Here is a 23568-nt window from a genome sequence, read left to right on the forward strand (position 1 = left end):
GGTGCTGGTTGGTCAGCGGGCTGTGTTGATCAGCCAGCGGGTGAGGCCGAGCGCGATGCGTTGTTGTCCCGAACCTCTGCTGTGCCGGCTTTCAGCCCAGCGGCAGTGTCGCCTCGGGCGGACCGCAGGTCGGGTCCACCCCGTCGAAGAGCTTGCTGACGGACTCGCCGGCGTGGATCCTGCTGATGGCCTCCGCGAAGAGACCAGAGGTCGAGCGCACCTTCAACTGTGGCCAGTCGTCGGGCGGCGGGACGGTGTCGGTCGTGACGACCTCGTCGATCATCGGGTGCGATCCGAGACGTTGCACGGCCTTGCCGGAGAACAGCCCGTGCGTGCAGGCCACGGAGGCGCCGGTGCAGCCGAAGTCGTCCAGCCGGTCCATCAGCTCGATCACCGAGCCACCGGTCGCGATCTCGTCGTCGAGCACTATGGCCCGCTTGCCGCGCACGTCGCCGACGATCGCGTCGATCACCACCTGGTCGTCCGCGAGGCGCTGCTTGCTGCCCGCGGCGACCGGCAGGCCGAGCAGTCGGGCGAACAGCGTCGCCTGCTTCGCGTTGCCGAGGTCCGGTGACACGACCACACAGTTCGCCAGATCCGCCTCCCGGAAGTGATCGGCCAGCACCCCGATCGCCGTCAGGTGGTCGACCGGCACCGAGAAGAACCCGTGCACCTGCGGTGCGTGCAGCGCCATCGTGAGGACCCGATGCGCCCCAGCCGTCACCAGCATGTCCGCGACGAGCCGGCCACCCAGGGAGATGCGCGAGGCGTCCTTCTTGTCCGAGCGGGCATACGCATAGTGCGGGATCACGGCGGTGATCTGCGCCGCCGATGCACCTCGCGCCGCGTCGATCATCAGCAACAGCTCCATCAGATGCTCCTGCGTCGGAGGCACGAGCGGCTGAATGATGTAGACATCGCGCTGGCGACAGTTGGTCAGCAGCTGCGCCTGCAGGCAGTCGTTGCTGAACCGCTTGATGCTCACCGGCGACAGCGGCACTCCGAGGGCTCCGCAGATGCGTTGGGCGAGGTCTGGATGTGCTGAACCGGTGAACACGACGAGGTCGCGCACGGAGGACTCCTTCACGAAGGGCGGCTCCTGGCCCTCGCAGCGTACCGATACCTGCCCGCCGCACAACACCCCCGTGCGGGAGGATGTGCGCATGGACCTGCGGCTGGTGGAACGTCTGACCACGGGCGAGGGCTGGGGGCTGCTGCAGTCCTTGCCGCCGTATGACGAGTCGGCGGCTCTGTCGCTCGGTGTCCGCCTGCGAGATGCCGGGTTCGATCCCGACCTCGTGGCAGCCACCCTCACCCAGTCCCGCCTGCGCAGCAGAGCCGTGCACAAGTTCGGCGACGGCGCCGCGGAGATGCTGTTCACCGCGGACGGGCTGGAGCAGGCGACCAGGGCGGAGGTCGCCGCCACCCACGCACAGCGATTCCGGCAGGCGGGAGTGCAGCACGTCTTCGACCTCGGCTGCGGCATCGGCTCTGACGCGATGGCCCTCGCCCGGGCCGGCATGCGGGTGCACGCCGTGGACGCCGACGAGACCACGGCCGCGATCGCCGGGGTCAATCTGCGGCCGTGGCCCACGGCGAGCGCTCACACGGCACGTGCCGAGGAGGTCACGCTGCCGACCGGCGCCGACGCCCGCACCGCCGGGATCTGGCTCGACCCGGCGCGCCGCACACCGGGCGTCGCCGACATCACCGGGCGGACCCGCCGGCTCTTCCGCCTCGAGGACCTCTCCCCCGGCTGGGACTTCGTGCGCAGGGCGGCCCAGTCGGTGCCCGCGGCCGGCGCAAAGCTCAGCCCGGCCTTCTCCCATCGACAGGTGCCGCCCGGCGCCGAGGCGCAGTGGACGTCATACCGTGGTGAGGTCGTGGAGTGCACCATCTGGTGGGGCTCGCTCGTGCATGAGCCGGGGCGCACCGCGCTCATGCTGAATGGGCGAGACGCCTACGCGGTGACCGAGGCGGACGCCGCGGAGGCAGACCCGACGCCGGCCAGTCTGGGGCGCCTGCCGGGCTACCTCTACGAGGCCGATCGCGCGGTGCTGCGCGCCGGCCTGGTCGGCGCCCTCATCCGTGCCGTCGACGGGCAGGAGCTCGCTCCCGGCACCGGCTATGTGTGCTCGACCCGGGAGGTCCATGTGACCTGGGCCAAGCGGTATGCCGTGCGAGAGGCGTTCCCGTTCAACGTGAAGGCCCTCCGTGCCTGGATGCGCGACCATGACGTGGGTCGCGTGACCATCAAGAAGCGCGGCGTGTCGCTCGACCCCGAGACGCTGCGCCGACAGCTGCGACTGAGCGGTTCGCGGGAGATCACGGTGCTCGTCACCCGCATCGACGACCTGCAGTCCGCGCTCGTGCTCGACGCAGTCTGAGCGCTCCCGCCTCCTCGCCGCGCGGTTGAGTTAACGTCGACGCATGTCGACGAGTCGCCGCACCTTCCTCGGCGTCCTGGTCTGCATGGCATTCGCCGCAACGGCCTGCGGTGCCTCCGACGGGCCACCTGCCGCCGGTTCCACCGTGCCCGGCACGTCATCGCCCGCCGCCACCTCGAGCTCCTCGAGCGCAGGCACGTCACCCACTTCCGGGTCGGCCACCACGACCACTCGCCCCTCGTCTCCAGGTGCGTCGCACGGGAGCTGCGCGGCCACGACCTACGCGCAGCTGCGTCCGAACCAGCGGGTCGGGCAGCTGGTGATGGTGGGCCTGGAGACCTCCCAGCCGAGAGCCGAGGTCGGAAGGATCATCTCCTCCGAGCATGTGGGCAACGTCTTCTACCTCGGCGGCTGGCACGGATCGAGCACGGTCGCAGACACCTCCAACCAGCTGCAGCACCAGGCGACCTCGAGCGCCACCGGCGGAGTCGGCCTCCTCATCGCCGCCGACCAGGAGGGCGGCGACGTGCAGCAGCTGAAGGGGCCCGGATTCTCACCGCTGCCCTCCGCGCTCCAGCAGGGGGCGATGTCCTCGAGCGCCCTGGTCGGTCACGCCACCACCATCGGGCGGGAGCTCAAGGCGGCCGGGGTCAATGTCGACCTGGCACCCGTTGCCGGCACCGTGCCGAGGTCGATCGGTCAGGCGAACCAGCCACTCGGACGATGGGGCCGCGAGTACGGCCATACCCCGCAGACCGTTTCGCCCGCAGTCACCGATGTCGTGCACGGGCTGACTCGCGGCGGAGTCGCCGCCACCCTCAAGCACTTCCCGGGGCTCGGTCGCGTGCGCGCCAACACCGACTTCTCGATGACCGGCATCACCGACGACGTGATGACCACGAATGATCCCTATCTGCGGCCCTTCTCGGCCGGGATCAAGGCCGGCGCGGACCTGGTCATGATGTCCCTGGCACGCTATCCCAAGATGGACGCGGCCAGTCCGGCGGCGTTCTCGTCCAAGATCATCACCCAGACCCTGCGCGGCGACCTGGGTTTTCACGGGGTCGTGATCAGTGACGACCTGAATGCCGTCGCCGTGCGTAGCACGCCGGTGGGCCAACGCGCCGTGCGCTTCATCGCGGCCGGCGGGGACATTGCGCTCACCGGTGGGACCCTGTCCGCGCCCACCATCGTGGCAGCGATCCTGGCCCGCAGCGCGAAGGACAGCGCGTTCGCCCTCAAGGTCGACCGGTCCGTGCACCGCGTGCTCGCTCTCAAGGCACGCATCGGTCTGATCTCCTGCCCGGCGAAGTGAGACGGTGACCGCGACCAAAGGCTCGCGGGTCAGCCGGCGCGGACCTGGCTCACCGGCATCGACGAGTCGGCCGGCAGGTCCAGCGACGACGGAGACACGCCACGCTGCACCATCTGCGAGCCCAGTGCCGCGACCATCGCGCCATTATCCGTGCACAGCCGGATCTGAGGCACTCGTAGGCTGATCCCGGCCTGCGCGCAACGCTCCTCCGCCAGGGCCCGCAGCCGCGTGTTCGCCGTGACGCCGCCACCGATCTGCAGGTCGTTGATGCCATGCACCTTGCAGGCATCGATCGCCTTGCGCGTGAGCACGTCCACCACGGCCTCTCGGAAGCTGGCTGCGACGTCCGCGACCGGCACCGGCCGCCCGTCACGCTCACACGCCTCGACCCAGCGGACCACAGAGGTCTTCAACCCGGAGAACGAGAAGTCGAAACGGTGCCGTTCCATGTCCTTGCCGGCCGTCAGCCCCCGAGGGAAGCGGATGGCCCTCGGATCGCCCTCTGCGGCAACACGGTCGATGTGCGGGCCGCCTGGATACGGCAGATTGAGCACCCGTGCGACCTTGTCGAAGGCCTCCCCTGCCGCATCGTCCACCGTGCCACCCAGCTCGTGCACCTCCACCGCGATATCTCGCACCAGCAACAGGTTGGTGTGGCCGCCGGAGACGAGCAGGGCCACCGTCGGCTCGGGCAGCGGGCCGTGGTCCAGCACATCGGCACACACATGTGCGGCAAGGTGATTCACGCCATACAGCGGCTTGTCCAGCGCCCAGGACAACGCCTTGGCCGCAGACACACCGACCATCAGGGCACCCGCCAGTCCCGGCCCGGAGGTCACCGCCACCGCATCGATGTCGCGCAGTGCATGCCCCGCCTCTGCACAGGCCCTCGTGAGCATCGGCACGACCGCCTCGAGGTGTGCGCGGCTGGCCACCTCGGGCACGACGCCACCGAACCGCGCATGCTCGTCCACACTGCTTGCCACGGCGTCCGCGAGCAATGTGTTGCCCCGCACCAGCGCGATCCCCGTCTCGTCGCACGAGCTCTCGATGCCCAGGACCAGGGGTTCGTCAGTGGACATCGGCAACCTCCGTCAGCTGTGTCCGCAGGACAAGCGCGTCGACGCCGCCCGGCTGGTAGTAGTGGCGACGCACGCGTATCTGCTCAAAACCGTTGCGGTCATACAGCGCACGTGCCGGATCGTTGTCGGCACGCACCTCCAGCAGGACCGCCTCGGCGCCACTGTCACGCGCCTGGTCCAGCAGCCAGTCCAGCATCCGCTGCCCCAGCCCGCGCCCCTGCTGTCCGGGTGCCACCGCGATCGTCATCACATCGGCGACCTCCCCCGCGCAGTCAAGTCCCGCATACCCGGCCAGCTGCCCATTGACCTCGGCCACGGCATACCTGCGCCGCGGACGGTGTGCCAGCTCACTCCACCAGGACTGCCGGTTCCACGCGTCACCCGGAAAGAGTGCGCCTTCCAGCTCGGCGAGCTGCTCGATGTCGGTCCACCTCATCGGACGCAGCTGCGGGGCTGCGGTCTTCATGGCAGCACCGGCTTGCGTGCGGCGGCCGGCATCGCGTCGGGCTGCCGGAGATACAGCGGCCGCACCGGCAACGGCTCCCGGCCGGCCCGCTGCTCGATCGTGGCAAACGAGGCGAGCGCACCGGCACTCACGTCCAGCACGTCCAACGGCGTCGCAAACAGATCGGGATACAGCACCGGGCCACGCCCGGCCGTCGGCAGACCTCGCAGCTCTTGGGGCAGGTCGGCCGGCTTGGCGACGGCGGGCTCGCCCTGTCGCACCGCCCGACCTTCGACAATCGCGTAGCGCGCCCAGTAGACCTCCTTGCGGCGGGCGTCCGACGCCACCAGGAAGTCGGCGGGCCCCCCCGCCACCAGCACCTCGTGCGCGATGGCATCCAGACTGCATACGCCGGTCACCGGTATGCCGAGTGTGTGGCCGAGCGTCGCCGCCGTCACGATCCCGACACGCAGGCCGGTGAACGGGCCGGGGCCGACGCCGACTGCCACCGCGTCCAGGTCGGCCGGGGTGACATCCGCATCAATGGCCACCTGCCGGATGGAGGGCGCGAGGATCTCGGTATGCCGCCGGGCATCGAGTGTCGAGCGCTCGGCGAGCGTGCGGGTGCCGTCGTGGACGGCCACCGTGACCGCGGTCGTCGACGTATCCAGGGCAAGCAGCACCGACATAGGCTAGCGAGTAAGCCTGCGAACCAGCGACTCGAACCGGTCACCGACCGGACGCAAGGTCACCCGGCGCTCGTCGACGCCGGCAAGTTCAATCTCCAGCCGGTCGTCCGCAAGGTTCTCTGCCAGACCCGCGCCCCACTCGATGACCGTGACGACCTCGGGCAGCGCCTCGTCCAGGTCCAGGTCATCCAGCTCCGCCGATCCGCCCAAGCGGTAGGCGTCCACGTGCACGAGAGCCGGGCCGTCCCCGAGCGAGGGGTGCATTCGGGCGATGACGAAGGTGGGCGAGGTGATCGGGCCGCGCACGTTCAGGCCGCGGGCAATCCCCTGCGTGAGGGTGGTCTTGCCGGCGCCGAGCCCACCCGTCAGGACGATGACGTCGCCGGCCTGCAGCAGCCCGCCGAGCAGCTCGCCCCACTCCTGGGTCTGGTCCGCGGTGGTGAGCACGAGATCAGTCACGGGCGCCGCTTCGTCGCGTTGTCCTTCGTCGTGGACTTCTCGGTAGCGCGCCTCGGCTTGCCCTCACCGACCGCCGCCTTACCTCGTCCCGTGCGAACGGCCTTGGCACGGCGCTCCGCCGAAACTCCGGTGACCTTCTTGACGGCGCGCCCGACAGCCCGTGTCCCGGCGACACCCCGGCGCGGTGCGGGCGCGGACCTGCGCGCGCGCTCGATCATGGCGAGCAGCTCCGAGCTGACGACATCGGGATACTCCAGGGGGAGCAGATGACCGGCGTGCGCAACCTCGACATACTCGCATCCGGGGATCGCGTCGACGATCCGCGCCCCATGCGGAAGGGGTGCGATGCGGTCCTGGGCGCCATGCATCACGAGAGTCTCGACGCCGATGAATGTTGGGAGTGAACCCGTTTCGTCGTGGGCCATCAACTGCGGGAGGAATACGCTGATGACGTGCAGCCGGGTGTGGAAGATCATGTCGGCGGTGAGCCGCACGATGGCCAGCGGGACGTGCGACGCGAAGGAGTAGTGGTGGACCAGGTATTCCTCCAGGTCCCGCCCGGCGACACGCGCCGAGTCGAGCACGATCGGCCGGGTGGACAGCTTGGACACTGCTGCCGGCCCGAGGCGGTGCACGACCAGGCCTAGACGCTTGCCCAGACCGAAGTCGATCGTGGCGAGCTCGCCCGCACTGGTGGAGATCAGGCCGACCCCGATCACCTTTCCTTCGAACAGTTCCGGCCGCTGCCCGGCGAGGCTCATCACGGCCATCGCGCCCATCGAGTGCCCGACCAGAACGACCGTGCTGTCGGGCACGACGTCCTCGATGACCTTCGCGAGGTCACGGCCGAGCTGTTTGACGGTGTACGACTCGTCGTCGCCTTCTCCGGACCGGCCGTGTCCGCGCAGGTCCCACATGACCACGCGATAGCCGGCGGCTCGCAGTGCGCGACGCTGGAACACCCAGACGCCGAGGTTGTGGGTGTACCCGTGGGTGAGCACGATCGTGGGCACCTGTGCGCCGTCCGCCGAGGAGGGGGTCCCCTGCGGTTCATCGATCTCGACATGCAGCAGGACGCCGTCCTCGGCGATGACTACACGCTCGGCGTCGGCGACCTCTTCGAAGTCACTGACCTGAGTGCCGAGCCGGACCGCGGTCACCCGGTTACGTCGCAACTTGTCGACGACGATCCCAGCGGTGGTCAGTGCGCCGGCGGCGACGCCGGCCCCGGCGCCGATGAGCGGCCAGCGCGAGCGGCTCATGCGATGCTTCCGGAAAGACGCCCGCTCGGCTTGGTCACGCATACTCCCAGGGTTGTCGGCTATGCACCGTCCCCGAGATACAAGCGCGGGAGCCGGGTGCTCATCCTTGCAACAATCTCATAGGAGATGGTGCCGACGACGTCTGCCCAGTCCTGCGCTGTCGGTTCACCGTTCGTGCCGGGCCCGAAGAGCACCACCGGCTCACCGTCGTGAACCTCGAGGTCGCCGACATCCACGACGAACTGGTCCATGCATACGCGCCCGGCGACGGTGAAGCGTCGGCCGCCGATCTGGACAGGCCCCGACGACGACGCGTGCCGCGGCACGCCGTCGGCGTATCCGCAGGGAACATCGACCAGCGTGGTCTCTTGCGGTGTCACGTAGGTGTGCCCATAGCTGACGCCCTGGCCCTTCGGGACCCGCTTGATGACCGTCGCGTTGGCGCTGACCGTCATCGCCGGCACCAGCCCGAACGACGCGGCGCTGCCGAGGTCCGGGACCGGTGTCAGGCCGTAGACCGCCAGCCCGGGGCGCACCATGTCCCAGGCAGCCGCCGGGGTGGTCAAGGTAGCGGCCGAGTTCGACATGTGGCGCACCTCGAGGTCGAAGCCGGCCCGCTCGCAGTCCGCGACCGCGTCGGCGAACTTCTCCTGCTGGGTGATCACCGTCGGGTGCTTGGGCGAGTCTGCATACGCGAAGTGCGTGAAGACGCCGGTCACCGTGATGGCACCCTCGGCCGCCAGCTTGGCCGCCGCCTCGACCAGCGCGGGCCAGTCGGGCCCGTAGGCCCCGTTGCGCGCCAGGCCGGTGTCGACCTTCAGCTGGACTCGGGCGGTCTGCCCGAGCTCTCGAGCGGCCGCGGCGACGGCCTCGACCTCCCACACGGCGGGCACGCCCACGTCGATGCCCTGACTCACTGCCGGTCCGAAGTCAAGGCCCGGCGCATGCAGCCAGGTCAGGAGCGGTGCGGTGACGCCCGCGTCGCGCAGTGCCAGCGCCTCCGACATCTGAGCGACGCCCAGCCAGGTCGCGCCGCCGCGCAGCGCGGCTCGGGCGCTGGGCACCAGCCCGTGACCGTAGGCGTCCCCCTTGACGACGGCCATGACCTGCGCGTCGCCGGCGCGCTGCTTCAGGACGCCGACGTTGGAGGCGATGGCGTCGAGGTCCACGGTGATCCTGGCCGGTGCACTTCCCAGCAGTTCCGGCGACGATGCGGTGCTCATGCTCGTAGTCTGACACCGTCCGTGATCTGGCTCACTGGCACTTCCGGCCTACGCCGATCTGGCACCATCCCTCCACCACCCGCATATCGACACCAGGGACACCCAAATGCGCCCTATCACCTGCCCGTCGGCAGGGAGCTGGCCGACCTGTGTCGTTCCTGCTCAGCCCGCCGGTACGACGTCCGGGCGTCAGGGGATCTCGTGGTGGCACAAGAGGCATCGCCGCCGTGTTCAGAGTCCGAGCGCTTTGGCCATCTCCTGTGACACCTCCAACACCTCGGCATGCGGCTCGATAACCCCATCCACTTCGTGCGTGGTCCGCCTGCCTGCAAGAGTGAGTGCAAAGGGCAGAGCCACCGACAACCAAGATCTCCGCATCGATCCCGAGCCGTTCGAGGCGCGTTCCAAGTTCATCGAGCAGCGCTCCGATGTCGCTTGCACTCAGGGTGACAGGGGTGGTCATCGGCTTGTCAGGTCCTTGGCCCGGATGCGGATGTTCAGTCTCGCAAGCGCGGTGTCCAATTCGGCATCGCGGCGAATAGGGAGGCGTGGGAGTGGCTGCCAGGGCTGATCCAGCGCCCGGTGCTTCGTCCACGTGGGAGCGCGCACTCCGCGATCTCGGTACGCGGCCGCTGTGACCGCGCGAAAGAGGACAGACCAGCGCTCATCTCGTGGAAGCCGTTTGGGCGCAACCCATTTCAGGTCGGCCTCCAGTGCACTCATTTCCTGCAGATGGGGACGCTCGCCTACACCGTGCGCCTATGCCGTCGGCGTATGCAGCAGCCTCGCGACGGTGCCCCCGACCTGGTGTGCGACGTCCATGGCGCGCACCGGCCCACCAGGATTCGCGTCCTCGGCGGCGACTCCATGCACCAGCGCCGCCAGCGACCCCGCATCGAGCGGCGAGAGGCCGCCGGCCAGCAGCGCACCGCAGATACCGGCCAGCACATCGCCGGCACCCGCAGTCGCCAGCCACGCAGGTGCGTCCGCCTGCGAACGCAGCGGCAACCCGGCGTCGCTCGGCGGCACGACCGTGGTGACGGCGCCCTTGAGCAGCACCGTGGCCTGCAGGTGATCGGCCACCCGCTGAGCAAGGGCCACTCCCCCACCGCCTGTCGGTATGCCGAGCCGCTCGGCCAGCCGGCCCAGCTCACCGGCGTGCGGGGTGAGCAGGGTCGGCGCATCGCGCGGTTCGTCGATCAGATCCAGACCGCCCGCATCGAGCACGACCGGCAGCGATGACGCGAGCGCGGCTCGTGCGACCGAAAGCTGTTGCGGATCAGCGGAGTCCATCTCCCACCCGGATCCGATGGCCCACGCCTGACACCGCCCGTCGCCGAACACCGCCTCGGGCACCCGCGAGCGCAGCAGGTCGGTGGGCGCCGGTGGACCGACGTACCGCACCATCCCGATGCCGGCGGTCACCGCCGCGGTGACCGCCATGACCGCGGCGCCGGTGTATGTCTCACCGCCGGCCACGACACCGAGCACCCCGCGGCTGTACTTGTCGTCGTGCGGACCGGGCACCGGCCACAGCCCGAGCACATCCTCTCGGGTCAACCGTTCCACCACAGGCACCTTCGGCAGACGCACGCCGATGTCGACAACGTTCAGCAGCCCCACGGCATACTCGGTCGCCGGCAGCAGGTGCACCGGCTTGGCCATGCTGAAGGTCACCGTCTCGTCGGCATAGATCGACGGACCGGTCACCAGACCCGCCGGGTCACAGCCGGACGGCAGATCCACCGCGAGGACGTATGCGGTGTCGGCGATGTGGTCGGGCAGCTCCCGCAGATGCTCGGGCAGGCCTGGGCGGCCCCCGATTCCGGCGATCCCGTCGATGACGACATCCGCTTCCGCGAGTGCGGACAGGACCTGCGAGTCGGCCTCCCCCGCGCGCCATTCGAGCACTGAGACGCCGCGCGTGCGTGCGTACTCCAGTCCGCCCTCGTGCTGCGAGCGCCCGACCAGCACCGCGAGGACGTTCGCGTCGGCCTGCGCGAGGTGCCCTGCGGCATACAGCGCGTCGCCCCCGTTGTCCCCGGATCCAACGAGCACCACGACGCGATCGCCATCGTGCCCCAACCGGTTCAGCACCACGTCGGTGAGCCCTGTGGCCGCTCGCGCCATCAGCTCACCCTGCGGTTGCCGGTCCGTCTCGGATGCCTCGGCCGCTCGCACATCGGCGACGGAGTATGCGCGGATCATGGTGGGACTCCCTGGTCTTCGGTGGTTCAGTCCTCGGCGATCACGATGGCGGACGCGATGCCGGCATCGTGGGAGATCGACAGGTGCAACGACTGCACACCGAGGTCCGCGGCACGGGCGTTCACCGTGCCGGACAGCTGCCAGTAGGGCCGGCCGTCGTCGTTCTTGGCGACCACCGCGTCGACCCAGTGCAGGCCGCCGGGCGCGCCGAGCGCCTTGGCAAGCGCCTCCTTGGCGGCGAACCGACCGGCGAGCGAGTTCGGTGGCAGTGTGCGCTCCTCGGCCGCGAAAAGCCGGTCCCGCAGGGCCGGAGTGGCATCCAGCTTGGCCATGAACCGGCCCACATCAACGACGTCGATGCCCACGCCCACGATCATGGCCGGCCCCCTATTCGACCGTGACCGACTTGGCCAGGTTGCGCGGCTGGTCGACATCGAGGCCCTTGGCGGTGGACAGCTCGAGGGCGAACACCTGCAATGGCACGGTCGTCAGCAGCGGCTGCAGCATCGGCGACGTGCGCGGCACCCGGATCACCTCGTCGGCGAACGGCACGACCGCGTCGTCGCCCTCCTGCGCGATCACCAGGGTGCGCGCGCCACGGGCCCGGATCTCCTGGATGTTGGAGACCACCTTGCCGTGCAGCCCGTGCGGGGTGTCCGGGCCGGGGACGACGATGAACACCGGCTGCCCGGGCTCGATCAGGGCGATCGGCCCGTGCTTCAGCTCGCCGGCCGCGAACCCCTCCGCGTGGATGTAGGCCAGTTCCTTGAGCTTGAGCGCTCCCTCCATCGCAACGGGGAAGCCGACCTGGCGGCCCAGGAAGAGGACGGCTCGGGTGTCGGCCATGAATCGCGCGATCTCCCGGACGCGGTCCAGGCTCCCCAGCAACGCCTCGATCTTCGCCGGCACCTCCTGCAGCTCGGCCATGACGGCCTTCGCGTCATCGGCGTAGGACCCACCGCGCAGCTGGGCCAGATAGAGGCCGAGCACGTAGCAGGCGGTGATCTGCGCGAGGAACGCCTTGGTGGACGCCACCGCTACCTCCGGACCCGCGTGCGTGTAGAGCACCGCGTCGGACTCCCGCGGGATCGTCGAACCGTGCGTGTTGCAGATGGCGATCGTCTGCGCGCCGAGCTCGCGGGCGTGCTTGACCGCCATCAGCGTGTCCATCGTCTCGCCGGACTGGCTGATCGACACGACGAGTGTCTGCTCGTCAACGATCGGGTCGCAGTAGCGGAACTCGTGCGCGAGCGCGACCTCGACCGGGATCCGGGTCCACCGCTCGATGGCGTACTTGGCGACCATCCCGGCATACGCCGCGGTGCCGCAGGCCACGATGGTGATGCGCCCGACTCTGCGCAGCGCCTCTTCCGGTATGCGCAGCTCGTCCAGCACCAGCGCCCCGCTCTCGTCGGTGCGGCCCAGCAGAGTCTCGCCGACGGCACGCGGCTGCTCGTTGATCTCCTTCTCCATGAAGGTGTCGTAGCCGCCCTTCTCGGCGGCGGCGGCGTCCCAGTCGACGCTGAAGACCTTGCCCTGCGCCGGGGTGCCGTCGAAGCCGGTCACGGTCACCTCCCGCGGGGTGATCGTGACGATCTGGTCCTGGGCCAGCTCCATCGCCTGACGGGTGTACCCGATGAACGCGGCGACGTCGGAGCCGAGAAAGTTCTCCCCGTCGCCGAGGCCGACGACCAGGGGGCTGTTGCGCCTCGCACCCACGACGACGCCGGGCTGGTCAGCATGCACCGCCAGGAGGGTGAACGCCCCCTCCAGCCGCGCGACGACCTGCCGCATCGCGGCGGTCAGGTCACCGTCGTAGGCCCGCGCGAGCAGGTGCGCGACCACCTCGGTGTCGGTCTCGCTGGTCAGCCGCACACCATCCGCACGCAACTCGTTGCCGAGCACGTGGAAGTTCTCGATGATCCCGTTGTGGATGAGGGCGAGCTTTCCGTCCGTCCCGCCCAGATGCGGGTGGGCGTTCTCGTTCGTCGGCCCACCGTGCGTGGCCCAGCGGGTGTGGCCGATACCGGCGCTCGAACCGAGCATCGGGTCCGTCTCGATGGCGGCGCTCAGATTGGCCAGCTTGCCGGCGCGCTTGCGGACCTCGGCGCGGTTCCCGGTCAACAGGGCCACTCCCGCCGAGTCATAGCCGCGGTACTCCAGTCTCGCCAGCCCTTCCATCACCACGCTGAGGGCCCGGTCGTCCTCGTTCGGGCCGACATACCCAACAATTCCACACATGGGCCCCAGCCTATGGCCTGCGTTGAGCGGTCCGTACTGCCCACCGGCGATGACACGCGGCGGCGGCGCGGAGTCGGGTCCCGGGCCGCTCGCCGCCCTGAAGTTTCGGCCCTCCCCTCACACGACCTCGACCGATCGTGAACAATGGCCCGCGTGCCTCGTCCACGTGCCGTCATCGAGTCGCCCTATGTGGAGCTGGATCGCGCCGCGTGGGCTCGGCTGCGCAACTCGCACCCGCTGAGCCTGACGGGCGACGACGTGCGCCGACTGCGCGGCACCGCGGACCGGCTGGACCTCAACGAGGTCGAAGAGGTCTACCTGCCGCTCTCTCGACTGCTGAACTTCTATGTCGGCGCGACCGCCGGGCTGCACCGGGTGACGACCGACTTCCTCGGCGAGCGACCCGCCAAGACGCCGTTCGTCATCGGTATCGCCGGCTCGGTCGCCGTCGGCAAGTCCACGACCGCGCGGATCCTGCGCGAGCTGCTCATCCGCTGGCCCGACACCCCGCGCGTCGAGCTGGTCACCACCGATGGGTTCCTGTTTCCCAATGCGGAGCTGGAACGTCGCGGCATGCTGGACCGCAAGGGTTTTCCGGAGTCGTATGACCGGCGGGCCCTGGTGCGGTTCGTCGCGGCCGTGAAGTCCGGCGTCACGGAGGTGACCGCACCGGTCTACTCGCACCTGACCTACGACATCGTGCCGGACGAGCACATCGCGGTGCACCAGCCGGATGTCCTGATCATCGAGGGGCTGAACGTCCTGCAACCCGCCCTGCCGGCGCCGGAGCGTCGCAGCACCCTGGCCCTGTCGGACTTCTTCGACTTCTCGGTCTACGTCGATGCACGCGAGAGCGAGATCCGCGGCTGGTATGTCGAGCGGTTCCTGCGGCTGCGGCAGACCGCCTTCGCCGACCCGAAGTCATACTTCCACCGGTATGCCTCCCTGTCCGACGAGCAGGCAGTGGATCGGGCGACCTCCATCTGGGACTCGATCAACGCGCCGAACCTGCGCCAGAACGTCGCACCGACGCGTAGTCGTGCCACCCTCGTGCTCGGCAAGGGCCCCGATCACAGCGTGACCCGGGTCCAGCTGCGCAAACTCTGAGTCACCCCACGAAGTTCTCCGCTCGTCCCTCGCTCCGATACTTCGCGAGGACCCCGAAGCCAAGTCACCCCACGAAGTTCTCCGCTCGTCCCTCGCTCCGATACTTCGCGAGGACCCCGAAGCCAAGTCACCCCACGAAGTTCTCCGCTCGTCCTACGCCTGGCCCCGGTCCTGGTCGTAGACGTTGGCCTCGTCCGAGGCAGCGTCCGCCTGCGGCTCACCGTCGTCCTGCAGCAGGCCCTCGAAGTCTTCCACGGACATCCGGTCGTGGCCGATCTCTTCCGGGTCGTCGCTCGGCCCGGACGCGCGGCGGGCGCGCGCCCACATGACCAACCAGACGGCGGCGAAGACGGCAAGCACCGCAAGCGCCAACAGCACGGCGCCGAAGACGCTGTATAGGAAGTGGGACGCGGAGTTGGCCGGGACTGCGCCCTTGTCCTCGTTGTCGAACGTGGGCGCCTCACTGCCGCCCCAGCTGGCGCCGACAATGCCGCCGATAACCGCAAACACCACGGCAATGCACCAAAACGTCAGCCCATTCCACCGCTTCCCGAGCCACATGCCACCAAACTACGGGATGAAGGCGATGTGCCGCACCACGACACCACCTCGGACTCGCAACGTCCGGCTACCGGTTGCGTCGAGATCGCGGTTTTCGGGGCTACCCGTCATCCAGATCGCAATTTTCCGCCCTTCCACCCTGTTGAAAGGCGGGAAACTGCGATCTCGACGAGGCGACGGCGATGGCTCCCGGGGTGAAGAACTTCTATCGTCGATGTCGAAGAGCATGCCCGCCGTTCGACGTACATGCGAGAAGCAACTCCCCACCAACCAGTAGGAGTGATCAAGATGCCGCGTTTCATGGGATTCGTGAGGATGGAAGAGGGCATTGGCACGCCGCCACAGGCGCTGTTCGACGCCATGGATGCTCACATCGGCGAGCGTGCCGCCAAGGGCGTGTTCCTGGACGGCGGCGGTCTGTACGGGACCGAGGACGCCGTGAATTTCGTGGTCCGCCAGGGCGAGGTCAGTCGGGTCGACGGTCCGTACGCCGAGGCGAAGGAGGTCGTCGGAGGCTGGGCCATCATGCAGTACGACACCCTGGAAGAGGCCGTGGCAGATCAGCGGGAGTTCGCCGAGCTGCACGCGAAGTACTGGCCCGAGGCGACCGTGGTCGCGACCCTCCGCCAGATCTCCACCGGCCCGGAGGCACCCGGCGACTGAACGGGACTGACTAGCCTGGCACCGTGGAGGCAGCGACGAGTGCGGATGACCCGACCGGGGCCATCATTGCCGCGTGGCGGGCCGAGTCGGCCCGCCTCGTCGGCGCCCTCACCCGGATGACCCGCGATGTGGACCTCGCCGAGGATCTCGCGCAGGACGCACTGCTGGCCGCGCTCGAGCAGTGGCCCAGCGGCGGGGTACCCGAGAACCCGACCGCGTGGCTGATGACCACCGCGAAGCGGCGCGGCATCGATCACTTCCGGCGCGCCGACAACCTTCGCCGCAAGGTCGCCGGGCTCGATCATGCCCGTGGGGAGGAGGTGGCGGAGATGCCCGACCTCGACGCCCAGGTCGACTACATCGAGGACGACGTCCTGCGGCTCATCTTCTTGTCCTGCCATCCCCTCCTGACCGTCGAGTCCCGTGTCGCGCTGACGCTGCGTCTGGTCGGAGGACTCACCACCACCGAGATCGCCCGCGGTTTCCTGACCACCGAATCCACCATGGGTCAGCGCATCTCGCGAGCAAAGAAGACTCTGTCCGAGGCCCATGCCGAGTTCGAGCTGCCCACGGGACCGGAGCGGACCAGGCGCCTCGACGACGTCATGGCCGTGATCTACCTGATCTTCAACGAGGGCTACACCGCCACCTCGGGTGCGCACTGGATGCGCCCCGACCTCGCGAACGAGGCGATGCGGCTCGCGCGCATGCTGGCCGCACTCGCTGCCGAGGAGCCCGAGGTGCTCGGGCTGCAGTCGCTGCTGGAGATCCAGGGCTCACGGGTGGCGGCCCGGCTCGACGAGTATGGCATGCCGGTCCTGCTGGAGGCCCAGGACCGCACGCGCTGGGACCGGCTGCTCATCAGACGCGGGATGGCCGCCCTGCAGCAGGCCAATCTGCTCGCCGCGCGCGGGAAGCCGGTCGGGAAGTACTTCCTGCAGGCCACGATCGCCGCCCAGCACGCTCGTGCGGAGCGGGCGGAGGACACGGACTGGGGCCGGATCGCGGACCTCTACGACGTGCTGGCGGACGCCGCGCCGGGGCCGGTCGTCGAGGTGAACCGGGCCGTCGCGCATGGGCGGGCGTTCGGCCCGGATGCGGGGCTCGCCGTGCTGGCGGAGCTCGGCTCGGGTGTGCTCCGCGACTCACCGCTCGTGCCGAGCGTGCGGGGAGATCTGCTCGAGCGGGCCGGGCTGCACGCGCAGGCCGGCGAGGCGTTCATCGAGGCGGCCGCGCGTACCCGAAACGAGAGCGAGCGTGCAGTCCTGCACCGTCGGGCCGAGCTGAACCTGACACATGCGGCGAAGCCGGGCTGATCCGCTCGAGGCGGTCATAGCGCACGACCGACTCGGCTGCACGAAGAATGGCGCGGTCCTGTCAGACTGACCGGTATGCGATTGCGGGACTTCACTCCACCGGAGACTCGTGCGGCCACTGCCGCGGCCGAGCTTGCCGCCGGCTATCACACGCCGGCGATGTTGAACCATGTGATCCGATCATGGCTCTGGGCGCGGGCCTACGCCGCCCTCGAGGGCAGGACCCACACCGACGACGAGCTCCTTTACGTCGCAGCGCTGCTGCATGACATCGGCACCGTCACAGCTTTCGACAACCACACGTTGTCGTATGAGGAGGCCGGCGGGCACGTCGCCGTCGCACTCACCGCGGGAGCAGGATGGCCGGCCCACCGGCAGCAGCGAGCCCTGGAAGTCATCGTCCGCCACAACTGGGCGTCGGTCGATCCGGCCCTGGACATCGAGGGCTACCTGCTGGAGGCGGCAACCGCTCTTGACATCTCGGGGGCCCGGCCGGACGCGCTACCGCTGCCCTTTCGGCAGGAGGTGCTCGACGCCTACCCGCGTCTGACCCTGGCGGCGGAGTTCACGGCATGCGTGACGGATCAGGCGGCGCGCAAGCCCACTACCGCCGCCCAGCGACTGGTCAGCGGCGGTCTGGCACACAAGATGAGCCATCACCCGCTGGAGCGGCCTGCCATGGACCACCCCGACAGCCATCCAGATCGGTGAGCCGGGCCCGATCCTGATCGACAAGGTCGCGACCGCCGGCGGATGATGTCCTCCCGTCACTCTGCGTCGAGTGCTTCGCGTGCGTAGCGTGCCGGTGAGACCCCGACGGTTCGGGAGAAGGCAATGCTGAAGGCGCTGGCCGAGCCGTATCCGGTCGCCGCCGCCACCTGCTCGACGTTCTTGTGGCCAGTGACCAGGGCGTCGCGTGCAATGGCCATCCGCCAGGTCAGGGCGTAGGTCATCGGGGGCTGCCCGACGACGGTGGTGAAACGGCCGGAGAACGCAGAGCGCGACAGATGCGCCTGTGCCGCCATCGAGGCGACCGACCAGGGCTTGTCGATATCGGCGTGAAATGCACGAAGAGCCGCGGCGATCGGTGGGTCGGAGAGCCCGCTCAGCATGCCGCGCCGGGTCGTGGCGAGTTGCGGCGTACGCAGCAGCTCAACCAGCATGATCTCCAGCAGTCTGGACAGCACAGCCGGTCGACCGGGCCGCTCGGACGAGGCCTCGGCATCGATCATCTGCAGCACTCCGGTCAGGAGCTCGTGCTCTGCGCGCCGCACGGCAGGCAGATGGACGACCGGCGACAGCAGTGACGCGAGCAGCCAGGCGTTGATCGGGTCGAACTCGAAGTGGCCGGCAACTATCCGGGTCACGTCCGCACCCGCCCGCTCGCCCATCGGCGGGCTCGCGAGGTTCGTCCGGTCCGGGTCATCGGCATTCATCGCGGCATATACCGTGTCGAAGTCCACCGGGAGCGCGTGTCCCGCACCGCCGCGCAGGCTCCAGGGTGCCGGGTTTGTCAGCAGCAAGTAGTCGCCCGGCCCGACCTCGTGCTCCCCCGATCCCGGCACCTCGAAACGGCAGCGTCCGCTGATCACGCGCCCGAAGACCACTCCACGGTCCGCCGGAAACAGCCACTCCCAGGAGCCGGTGCCGACAAGTTCCTTCCAGAGGAAGGAACGCGGACGGAGCAGTTCGATCAGCTGCGTCAGGGGATCCATCGCACTCCTTGCGGACGATCTATAGATAAGTGTGGATTCTGAGCTATAGATCGTACGGCCACTGGTTTCTACAGTCGAGAGGTATAGACCTCCACGAAAGGACTCCATCATGACCAAGACGGTTTTCCTCACCGGTAGCTCCTCCGGTTTCGGCAAGGCGGCCGTGGCGCAGTTCCACGCCGCCGGCTGGCACGTGGTGGCGACGATGCTCGAGTCTTCAGTCGAGGTCTTCCACGACACCTGGGACAAGCAGACGGACCGCCTGCTGGTGCTCCCCCTCGATGTCACGGACCCGGAGGCCACCGAGGCCTCCCTCGACACCGCGGCCGCCCACTTCGGTGGCATCGACACGATCGTGAACATCGCCGGCTTCGGCATGTTTCACCCCTTCGAGACCACCACAGCGAAGGACGTCCGGCTCCTGTTCGACACCAACTGCTTCGGACCCATGACTCTCATTCGCCAGGCCATCCCACATCTGCGCGCCCGCGGTGGCGGGAGCATCGTCAACCTCACGGCCGGGTCCGCCGTCGTGCCGGAGCCCTTGATGGCCGCCTACAACGCCAGCAAGGCCGCCCTGGACAACCTGAGCGAGGCGATCCGCTACGAGTTGGCTCCGCAAGGCATCTCGGTGCGCGTGATCGAGCCCGGCTTCGTGCCGACCACCGGCTTCGTACAGCGGATCCAGGAGACCGCCGCCGGCCGGGCGATCCCGGAGGTCTACCTGGACTATGTGGGCCAACGACTGGCCTCCTTCGGCATGGCCACCGGCCGAGCATTGGCCAGCGCCGACGACGTCGCGCAGGTCATCCTCGAGGCGGCGACCGACCACTCGGGGCAGTTGCGCTACCTGGTCGGCGACGACCAGATCGAGCGGATGCGAATGCGGCACTCCACCTCGGAGCCCGAGTACGACGCCTGGGCGTGGGCGAACTTCGGGCCGCGTTCCAACGACACGGCACTCGATGCCGCGGCCGAGCGCGCCACGGGGAGCTCGCCGACTACGGCCGCGTGAAAGACACGGGCTCGTCGGTGAGATCATCGCCGACTCGGGACGTCGGACGCTGCCCGGGTGGCTGACGCGTGGGCGCCAGTCGAGTCAATGCCAGATAGGTGACGACGGCAATGGCCAGGTGCATGACCATCAGGACGCCCACCGCGAGGCCAGGTTGGTTCTTGATCAGGAGCCACACATCGGGCAGGAGTAGCGCCAGCGTCACCAGGTACGCCATCCGAGTGAACAACCACCGAGGCGCGGTGCTGATTCGGGTGGTGATGGGCCAGGCGATACACGCGATGAGAACCCCGATGACGGTGAGCTGTGCGTAGTCACCAAACTGGAAGTGCCCGTATCCCCGCGTGGTCGGGAACAGTGCCGTGCCAATCCGCACCAGGATCGCATCCGCGATCAAGGATCCCGCGACCGCAGCCACGGTCGCGACGATGAGCCGGGATAGGGCGGGGATGCGGTGTGATGGGGACAAGTCCACCCGAAGAGCAGTGGCAGCACGAAGAAGCACGCCCGAAAACGTAACCCGAGGCTCCTGAAGGTCGCCTCAGTCGACACCGTGGACAGACGCGTCAAACGGGTGGCCCGAGCGTGGATCACCCGTTTGGCGGTGGTGCGTTCAGTGGTGGATCAGTACCAGTTGGTGGCCTGCGAGTGGCCCCAGGCGCTGCAGGGCGAGCCGTAGACCGACTGGATGTAACCAAGGCCCCAGCGGATCTGCGTGGCAGGGTTGGTGCGCCAGTCGGCGCCGGCGCTGGCCATCTTCGAGCCAGGCAGCGACTGCGGGATGCCGTAGGCGCCGGACCCGCCGTTGCTGGCGGAGACGTTCCAGCCCGACTCCTTGTTCCACAGGCTGGTCAGGCAGCCCATCTGGTCCTGCCCCCAGCCGTACGACGAGAGCATGGACGATGCGATCGCCTGCGGGCTTCCGCCGTAGGCCCGGGTCTGGTTTGCCGGCGGACGGGCACCGCCGCGCGAGACGGTCTGGGTGTCGCGAGTTCGCTTCGCCTCGGCCTTGGCCGCGGCGGCAGCCTTCGCCTTGGCCGCGGCGGCCGATTTCGCCCTGGCGACGCTGCCGCGCTTGGCGGCGGCCGACTTGTCGGCCCTGGTGCGCAGCGCGGCGGCCTGTGCACGCTGCTTGGCGAGCAACGACTTGGTCTTGCCCTGCGCGGCGGCTCGGGCGGCGACGGCGGAGTTCTGGGCGTTCAGCTGGGCGGCCGCGTCGGCGGCAACACCGGCATCGGCGGCACCGAGCGCGGCGCCATTGGCCTGCTGGTTGCCCGTCCGCATGCTGACGCTGGAGGCACTACTGGTGAGTGAGCCGGACGCCGTGGCGTAGCCGGCGGCGGAGACGGACACGGCCGAGATCGCTGCCGTTGCGACAACGGCGGGCCTGCGCAGTGCGCGTCGGCCGGATTCACGGCGCACGCGATGACGGCCAGTGGGGCGTGACATCAAGTCGAGCCTTTCGTTGACGAACCTGAGAACGCAGCTACGCAATGGACCTGACGACCATCGCGTGCAGCGCTTCGCATCATCTCGGGTCACGCCCCCGGCGTTACCAAAATGAGATAACCCGCCAGAGTCTGCCGCACCCGGCAGAGGAGGTCAAGTCGAGACACCACTGATTCCGGGTGTCAATGCCGGGCTGCCGCCGAAAATCAAGGGTACCGAGTCCGAATTGCAGCAGGAATAAAGGGTCCCGCGCGGAGTGGCCCCATGAGTACCATCCGCCCCAGGTGGCAGACCAGGCCCGCGCGCCGCCTGGCGTTCGGCCGGCCCCCACGGTCGAGGTCAGTGCACCTGCATGTATCACAACGCATCGTTGCGGTGTATTTATCGATACTCTCGATGCATGGAGACCGCGCCCGGTGCCCGCCGAGGCACACCCCGCAAGGTGCACGAGATCTTCGCCGCGACGCTCGAGCTGCTGCGCGAGCAGGGGTATGCGGGGCTGACGATCGAGGGCGTGGCGGCACGATCCGGGGTGAACAAGACGACCATCTACCGGTGGTGGCCCGGCAAGGGCGCCCTGCTCGGCGAGGCTCTCCTGGGTGCCCGTGACCTGGACCTACGACCGCCCGACACGGGGAGCCTGCGCGGCGACCTGGAGGAGTTGATGCACACGATCTGCGTGCTGTTGGCGACCCCGCCGGCCGCGGAGATCGCCATCTCCACGCTCGGCGCAGTCACGCACAGTCGCGATCTCGCCGGTTACGCGCACGACTTCTTCGCGGACCGTCTTGCCCGTGAGCGCGCAGTCTTCGACCGCGCCGTGCGACGGGGTGAGCTGGATCCGTCGGTCGACCCGATGCTGCTGGTCGATCTGCTGGTCGGTGCGGCCTGGGTGCGAGTGGTCTTCCGCGGCCTTCCGGTCGACGACCGGTTCGCCCAGGAGGCGGTCGCGACAGTGCTCGGCAGTGTGGATCGACCGATCACGCCATCGTGCCGCCGCTGACGCTGTCGCCGAACGGTGCCTCCGGCATGCCCTCAGCTCTCGGCGACGGGCTCCAGCAGGTCGACGCCCTCGAGCATCTCGGTGACCAGGGCCGCGATCGGACTGCGCTCGGAACGGTGCAGAGTGATGTGGCTGAACAGCGGGTGCCCCTTCAGCCGCTCGATCACGGCGGCCACACCGTCGTGCCGCCCGACCCGCAGGTTGTCGCGCTGCCCGACATCGTGGGTGAGCACGACGCGGGAGTTCTGCCCGATCCGCGACAGCACCGTCAGCAGCACATTGCGCTCGAGCGACTGGGCCTCGTCGACGATGACGAACGCGTCGTGCAACGAGCGCCCGCGGATGTGGGTCAGGGGCAGCACCTCGATCAGGTCCCGGTCGAACACCTCCTCGACCACCTCGCGGGAGACCAGCGCACCGAGCGTGTCATGCACCGCCTGCGCCCAGGGCCCCATCTTCTCCCCCTCGCTACCCGGCAGGTATCCCAGCTCCTGGCCGCCCACGGCATACAGCGGCCGGAAAACGATGACCCGGCGATGCTGATGCCGCTCCATCACCGCTTCCAGGCCGGCGCACAGGGCGAGCGCCGACTTGCCGGTGCCCGCCCGCCCGCCGAGACTGACGATGCCGATGTCCGGGTCCAGCAGCATGTCCAGCGCGATGCGCTGCTCGGCCGACCGCCCGTGCAGGCCGAACGCATCGCGATCGCCGCGCACCAGCCGCACCGCCTTGTCCGGCATCACTCGGCCGAGCGCGCTGCCGCCAGGGCCGAGGAGCACCACCCCGGTGTGGCAGGGCAGCTCGGCTGCCGACTCCAGCTCGAGTCGCCCATCGGCGAAGAGCGTGTCGATCTGCTCGGTCGTCGTGTCCAACTCCGTCATCCCGGTCCAGCCGGAGTCGACGGACTGCTCCGCGCGGTATTCGTCCGCCTTCAGGCCCACCGCGGATGCCTTGATCCGCATCGGCAGATCCTTGCTCACGACCGTGACGTCATGGCCCTCGTTGGCGAGGTTCCGGGCCACGGCCAGGATGCGAGTGTCGTTGTCTCCCAGTCGAAAGCCGGCGGGCAGGGAGGTGGGGTCCGTATGGTTGAGCTCGACCCGAAGGGTGCCACCGTCACCGATGTCGACGGGCGCGTCGAGCCGGCCGCCAGAGCTGCGCAGGTCGTCCAGGAGTCGCAGCGCGGTGCGGGCGAAGTAGCCGAGCTCGGGATGGTGACGCTTGGCCTCCAGCTCCGTCACGACAACGATGGGGAGCACCACCTCATGCTCCGCAAAGCGGGTCATGGCCCGCGGATCCGACAGGAGAACGGACGTGTCGAGCACGTAGGTCCGGTGGTTCTGGTTGCGAGCAGATGCCATGGCCGACTCCCTCGCCGCGGGCGATTTCGCCTAGCGGCTTTGCGCGGATGGAATGCCGGGACCGGTC

23 protein-coding genes are annotated in these 23568 nt (G+C 68.9%); 8 read left to right on the forward strand and 15 right to left on the reverse strand.

Features of this window, described 5'->3' with window-relative positions:
* Positions 1 to 91: 91 nt before the first annotated feature.
* A complete protein-coding gene (locus FGL98_RS10745; protein ID WP_146316768.1) occupies positions 92 to 1072 on the reverse strand; it encodes a ribose-phosphate diphosphokinase in 981 nt (326 codons plus the stop codon).
* Here FGL98_RS10745 and FGL98_RS10750 point away from each other — a divergent pair.
* Positions 1050 to 2387, forward strand: coding sequence for a THUMP-like domain-containing protein (locus tag FGL98_RS10750; RefSeq protein ID WP_342779965.1), 1338 nt, complete (start codon positions 1050 to 1052; stop codon positions 2385 to 2387). The two genes, FGL98_RS10745 and FGL98_RS10750, sit on opposite strands and share 23 nt — an antisense overlap.
* A 43-nt stretch (positions 2388 to 2430) precedes the next feature.
* Complete coding sequence (locus FGL98_RS10755) at positions 2431 to 3702, forward strand: glycoside hydrolase family 3 N-terminal domain-containing protein (protein ID WP_246136494.1); 1272 nt, start codon at positions 2431 to 2433, stop codon at positions 3700 to 3702.
* Between the two features lie 29 nt (positions 3703 to 3731).
* Here the strand turns inward: FGL98_RS10755 and tsaD are convergent, their stop codons facing one another.
* The 9 genes from tsaD to glmS form a co-directional block, all read right to left on the reverse strand.
* A complete protein-coding gene (gene tsaD / locus FGL98_RS10760; RefSeq protein ID WP_146316769.1) occupies positions 3732 to 4784 on the reverse strand; it encodes a tRNA (adenosine(37)-N6)-threonylcarbamoyltransferase complex transferase subunit TsaD in 1053 nt (350 codons plus the stop codon).
* Complete coding sequence (gene rimI, locus FGL98_RS10765; protein WP_246136495.1) at positions 4774 to 5250, reverse strand: ribosomal protein S18-alanine N-acetyltransferase; 477 nt, start codon at positions 5248 to 5250, stop codon at positions 4774 to 4776. Before rimI ends, tsaD begins: the two co-directional genes overlap by 11 nt.
* The gene (gene tsaB, locus FGL98_RS10770) at positions 5247 to 5918 is read right to left on the reverse strand and encodes a tRNA (adenosine(37)-N6)-threonylcarbamoyltransferase complex dimerization subunit type 1 TsaB (RefSeq protein ID WP_146316770.1); all 672 of its coding nucleotides are present in this window, start codon (positions 5916 to 5918) and stop codon (positions 5247 to 5249) included. Before tsaB ends, rimI begins: the two co-directional genes overlap by 4 nt.
* Before the next feature lie 3 nt (positions 5919 to 5921).
* Positions 5922 to 6377, reverse strand: a complete 456-nt coding sequence (tsaE, locus tag FGL98_RS10775; protein WP_146316771.1) for a tRNA (adenosine(37)-N6)-threonylcarbamoyltransferase complex ATPase subunit type 1 TsaE — start codon at positions 6375 to 6377, stop codon at positions 5922 to 5924.
* Entirely contained in the window at positions 6374 to 7639 is a 1266-nt protein-coding gene (locus FGL98_RS10780) for an alpha/beta fold hydrolase (RefSeq protein ID WP_186526100.1), read from the reverse strand. Before FGL98_RS10780 ends, tsaE begins: the two co-directional genes overlap by 4 nt.
* A 59-nt stretch (positions 7640 to 7698) precedes the next feature.
* On the reverse strand, positions 7699 to 8862 hold the full coding sequence (alr, locus tag FGL98_RS10785; protein WP_146316773.1) for an alanine racemase: 1164 nt from the start codon (positions 8860 to 8862) through the stop codon (positions 7699 to 7701).
* 759 nt (positions 8863 to 9621) lie between these two features.
* On the reverse strand, positions 9622 to 11070 hold the full coding sequence (locus tag FGL98_RS10790) for a bifunctional ADP-dependent NAD(P)H-hydrate dehydratase/NAD(P)H-hydrate epimerase (protein ID WP_146316774.1): 1449 nt from the start codon (positions 11068 to 11070) through the stop codon (positions 9622 to 9624).
* A gap of 26 nt (positions 11071 to 11096) precedes the next feature.
* Positions 11097 to 11447, reverse strand: a complete 351-nt coding sequence (locus FGL98_RS10795) for a holo-ACP synthase (RefSeq protein ID WP_146316775.1) — start codon at positions 11445 to 11447, stop codon at positions 11097 to 11099.
* A gap of 10 nt (positions 11448 to 11457) precedes the next feature.
* Positions 11458 to 13311 (reverse strand): glutamine--fructose-6-phosphate transaminase (isomerizing), encoded by a 1854-nt coding sequence (glmS, locus tag FGL98_RS10800; protein WP_146316776.1) that lies wholly within the window; start codon positions 13309 to 13311, stop codon positions 11458 to 11460.
* A gap of 153 nt (positions 13312 to 13464) precedes the next feature.
* On the opposite strand from glmS, the gene coaA reads away from it, so the two are divergent.
* Complete coding sequence (gene coaA / locus FGL98_RS10805; protein ID WP_246136496.1) at positions 13465 to 14418, forward strand: type I pantothenate kinase; 954 nt, start codon at positions 13465 to 13467, stop codon at positions 14416 to 14418.
* 153 nt (positions 14419 to 14571) lie between these two features.
* On the opposite strand, the gene FGL98_RS10810 is transcribed toward coaA, so the two are convergent.
* Positions 14572 to 14979, reverse strand: a complete 408-nt coding sequence (locus tag FGL98_RS10810) for a hypothetical protein (RefSeq protein WP_146316778.1) — start codon at positions 14977 to 14979, stop codon at positions 14572 to 14574.
* 288 nt (positions 14980 to 15267) lie between these two features.
* Between FGL98_RS10810 and FGL98_RS10815 the strand changes: the two genes are divergently transcribed.
* The 3 genes from FGL98_RS10815 (at position 15268) to FGL98_RS10825 (ending at position 17669) form a co-directional block, all read left to right on the forward strand.
* On the forward strand, positions 15268 to 15642 hold the full coding sequence (locus tag FGL98_RS10815; protein WP_146316779.1) for a YciI family protein: 375 nt from the start codon (positions 15268 to 15270) through the stop codon (positions 15640 to 15642).
* Positions 15643 to 15665: 23 nt separating this feature from the next.
* Complete coding sequence (locus tag FGL98_RS10820) at positions 15666 to 16958, forward strand: RNA polymerase sigma factor (protein ID WP_146316780.1); 1293 nt, start codon at positions 15666 to 15668, stop codon at positions 16956 to 16958.
* Positions 16959 to 17033: 75 nt separating this feature from the next.
* Positions 17034 to 17669, forward strand: coding sequence for an HD domain-containing protein (locus FGL98_RS10825; RefSeq protein ID WP_146316781.1), 636 nt, complete (start codon positions 17034 to 17036; stop codon positions 17667 to 17669).
* Positions 17670 to 17725: 56 nt separating this feature from the next.
* On the opposite strand, the gene FGL98_RS10830 is transcribed toward FGL98_RS10825, so the two are convergent.
* Positions 17726 to 18673 carry an AraC family transcriptional regulator gene (locus FGL98_RS10830; protein WP_186526101.1) on the reverse strand — a complete coding sequence of 316 codons (948 nt, stop codon included), beginning with the start codon at positions 18671 to 18673 and terminating at the stop codon, positions 17726 to 17728.
* Between the two features lie 109 nt (positions 18674 to 18782).
* Here FGL98_RS10830 and FGL98_RS10835 point away from each other — a divergent pair, with 109 nt between their 5' ends.
* On the forward strand, positions 18783 to 19688 hold the full coding sequence (locus FGL98_RS10835) for an SDR family oxidoreductase (protein WP_146316783.1): 906 nt from the start codon (positions 18783 to 18785) through the stop codon (positions 19686 to 19688).
* Here FGL98_RS10835 and FGL98_RS10840 read toward each other — a convergent pair.
* Positions 19675 to 20193, reverse strand: a complete 519-nt coding sequence (locus FGL98_RS10840; RefSeq protein WP_342779966.1) for a DUF6069 family protein — start codon at positions 20191 to 20193, stop codon at positions 19675 to 19677. The genes FGL98_RS10835 and FGL98_RS10840 overlap by 14 nt on opposite strands.
* Before the next feature lie 119 nt (positions 20194 to 20312).
* Positions 20313 to 21137 carry an aggregation-promoting factor C-terminal-like domain-containing protein gene (locus FGL98_RS10845; RefSeq protein ID WP_146316785.1) on the reverse strand — a complete coding sequence of 275 codons (825 nt, stop codon included), beginning with the start codon at positions 21135 to 21137 and terminating at the stop codon, positions 20313 to 20315.
* A gap of 400 nt (positions 21138 to 21537) precedes the next feature.
* Here FGL98_RS10845 and FGL98_RS10850 point away from each other — a divergent pair, with 400 nt between their 5' ends.
* Positions 21538 to 22140, forward strand: coding sequence for a TetR/AcrR family transcriptional regulator (locus FGL98_RS10850; protein WP_146316786.1), 603 nt, complete (start codon positions 21538 to 21540; stop codon positions 22138 to 22140).
* A 32-nt stretch (positions 22141 to 22172) separates the two neighbouring features.
* Here the strand turns inward: FGL98_RS10850 and phoH2 are convergent, their stop codons facing one another.
* A complete protein-coding gene (gene phoH2, locus FGL98_RS10855) occupies positions 22173 to 23501 on the reverse strand; it encodes an RNA 5'-3' helicase PhoH2 (RefSeq protein WP_146316787.1) in 1329 nt (442 codons plus the stop codon).
* Between the last annotated feature and the right edge of the window lie 67 nt (positions 23502 to 23568).

Source organism: Leekyejoonella antrihumi (assembly GCF_007845645.1).
In the GTDB taxonomy this organism is placed as follows: domain Bacteria; phylum Actinomycetota; class Actinomycetes; order Actinomycetales; family Dermatophilaceae; genus Leekyejoonella; species Leekyejoonella antrihumi.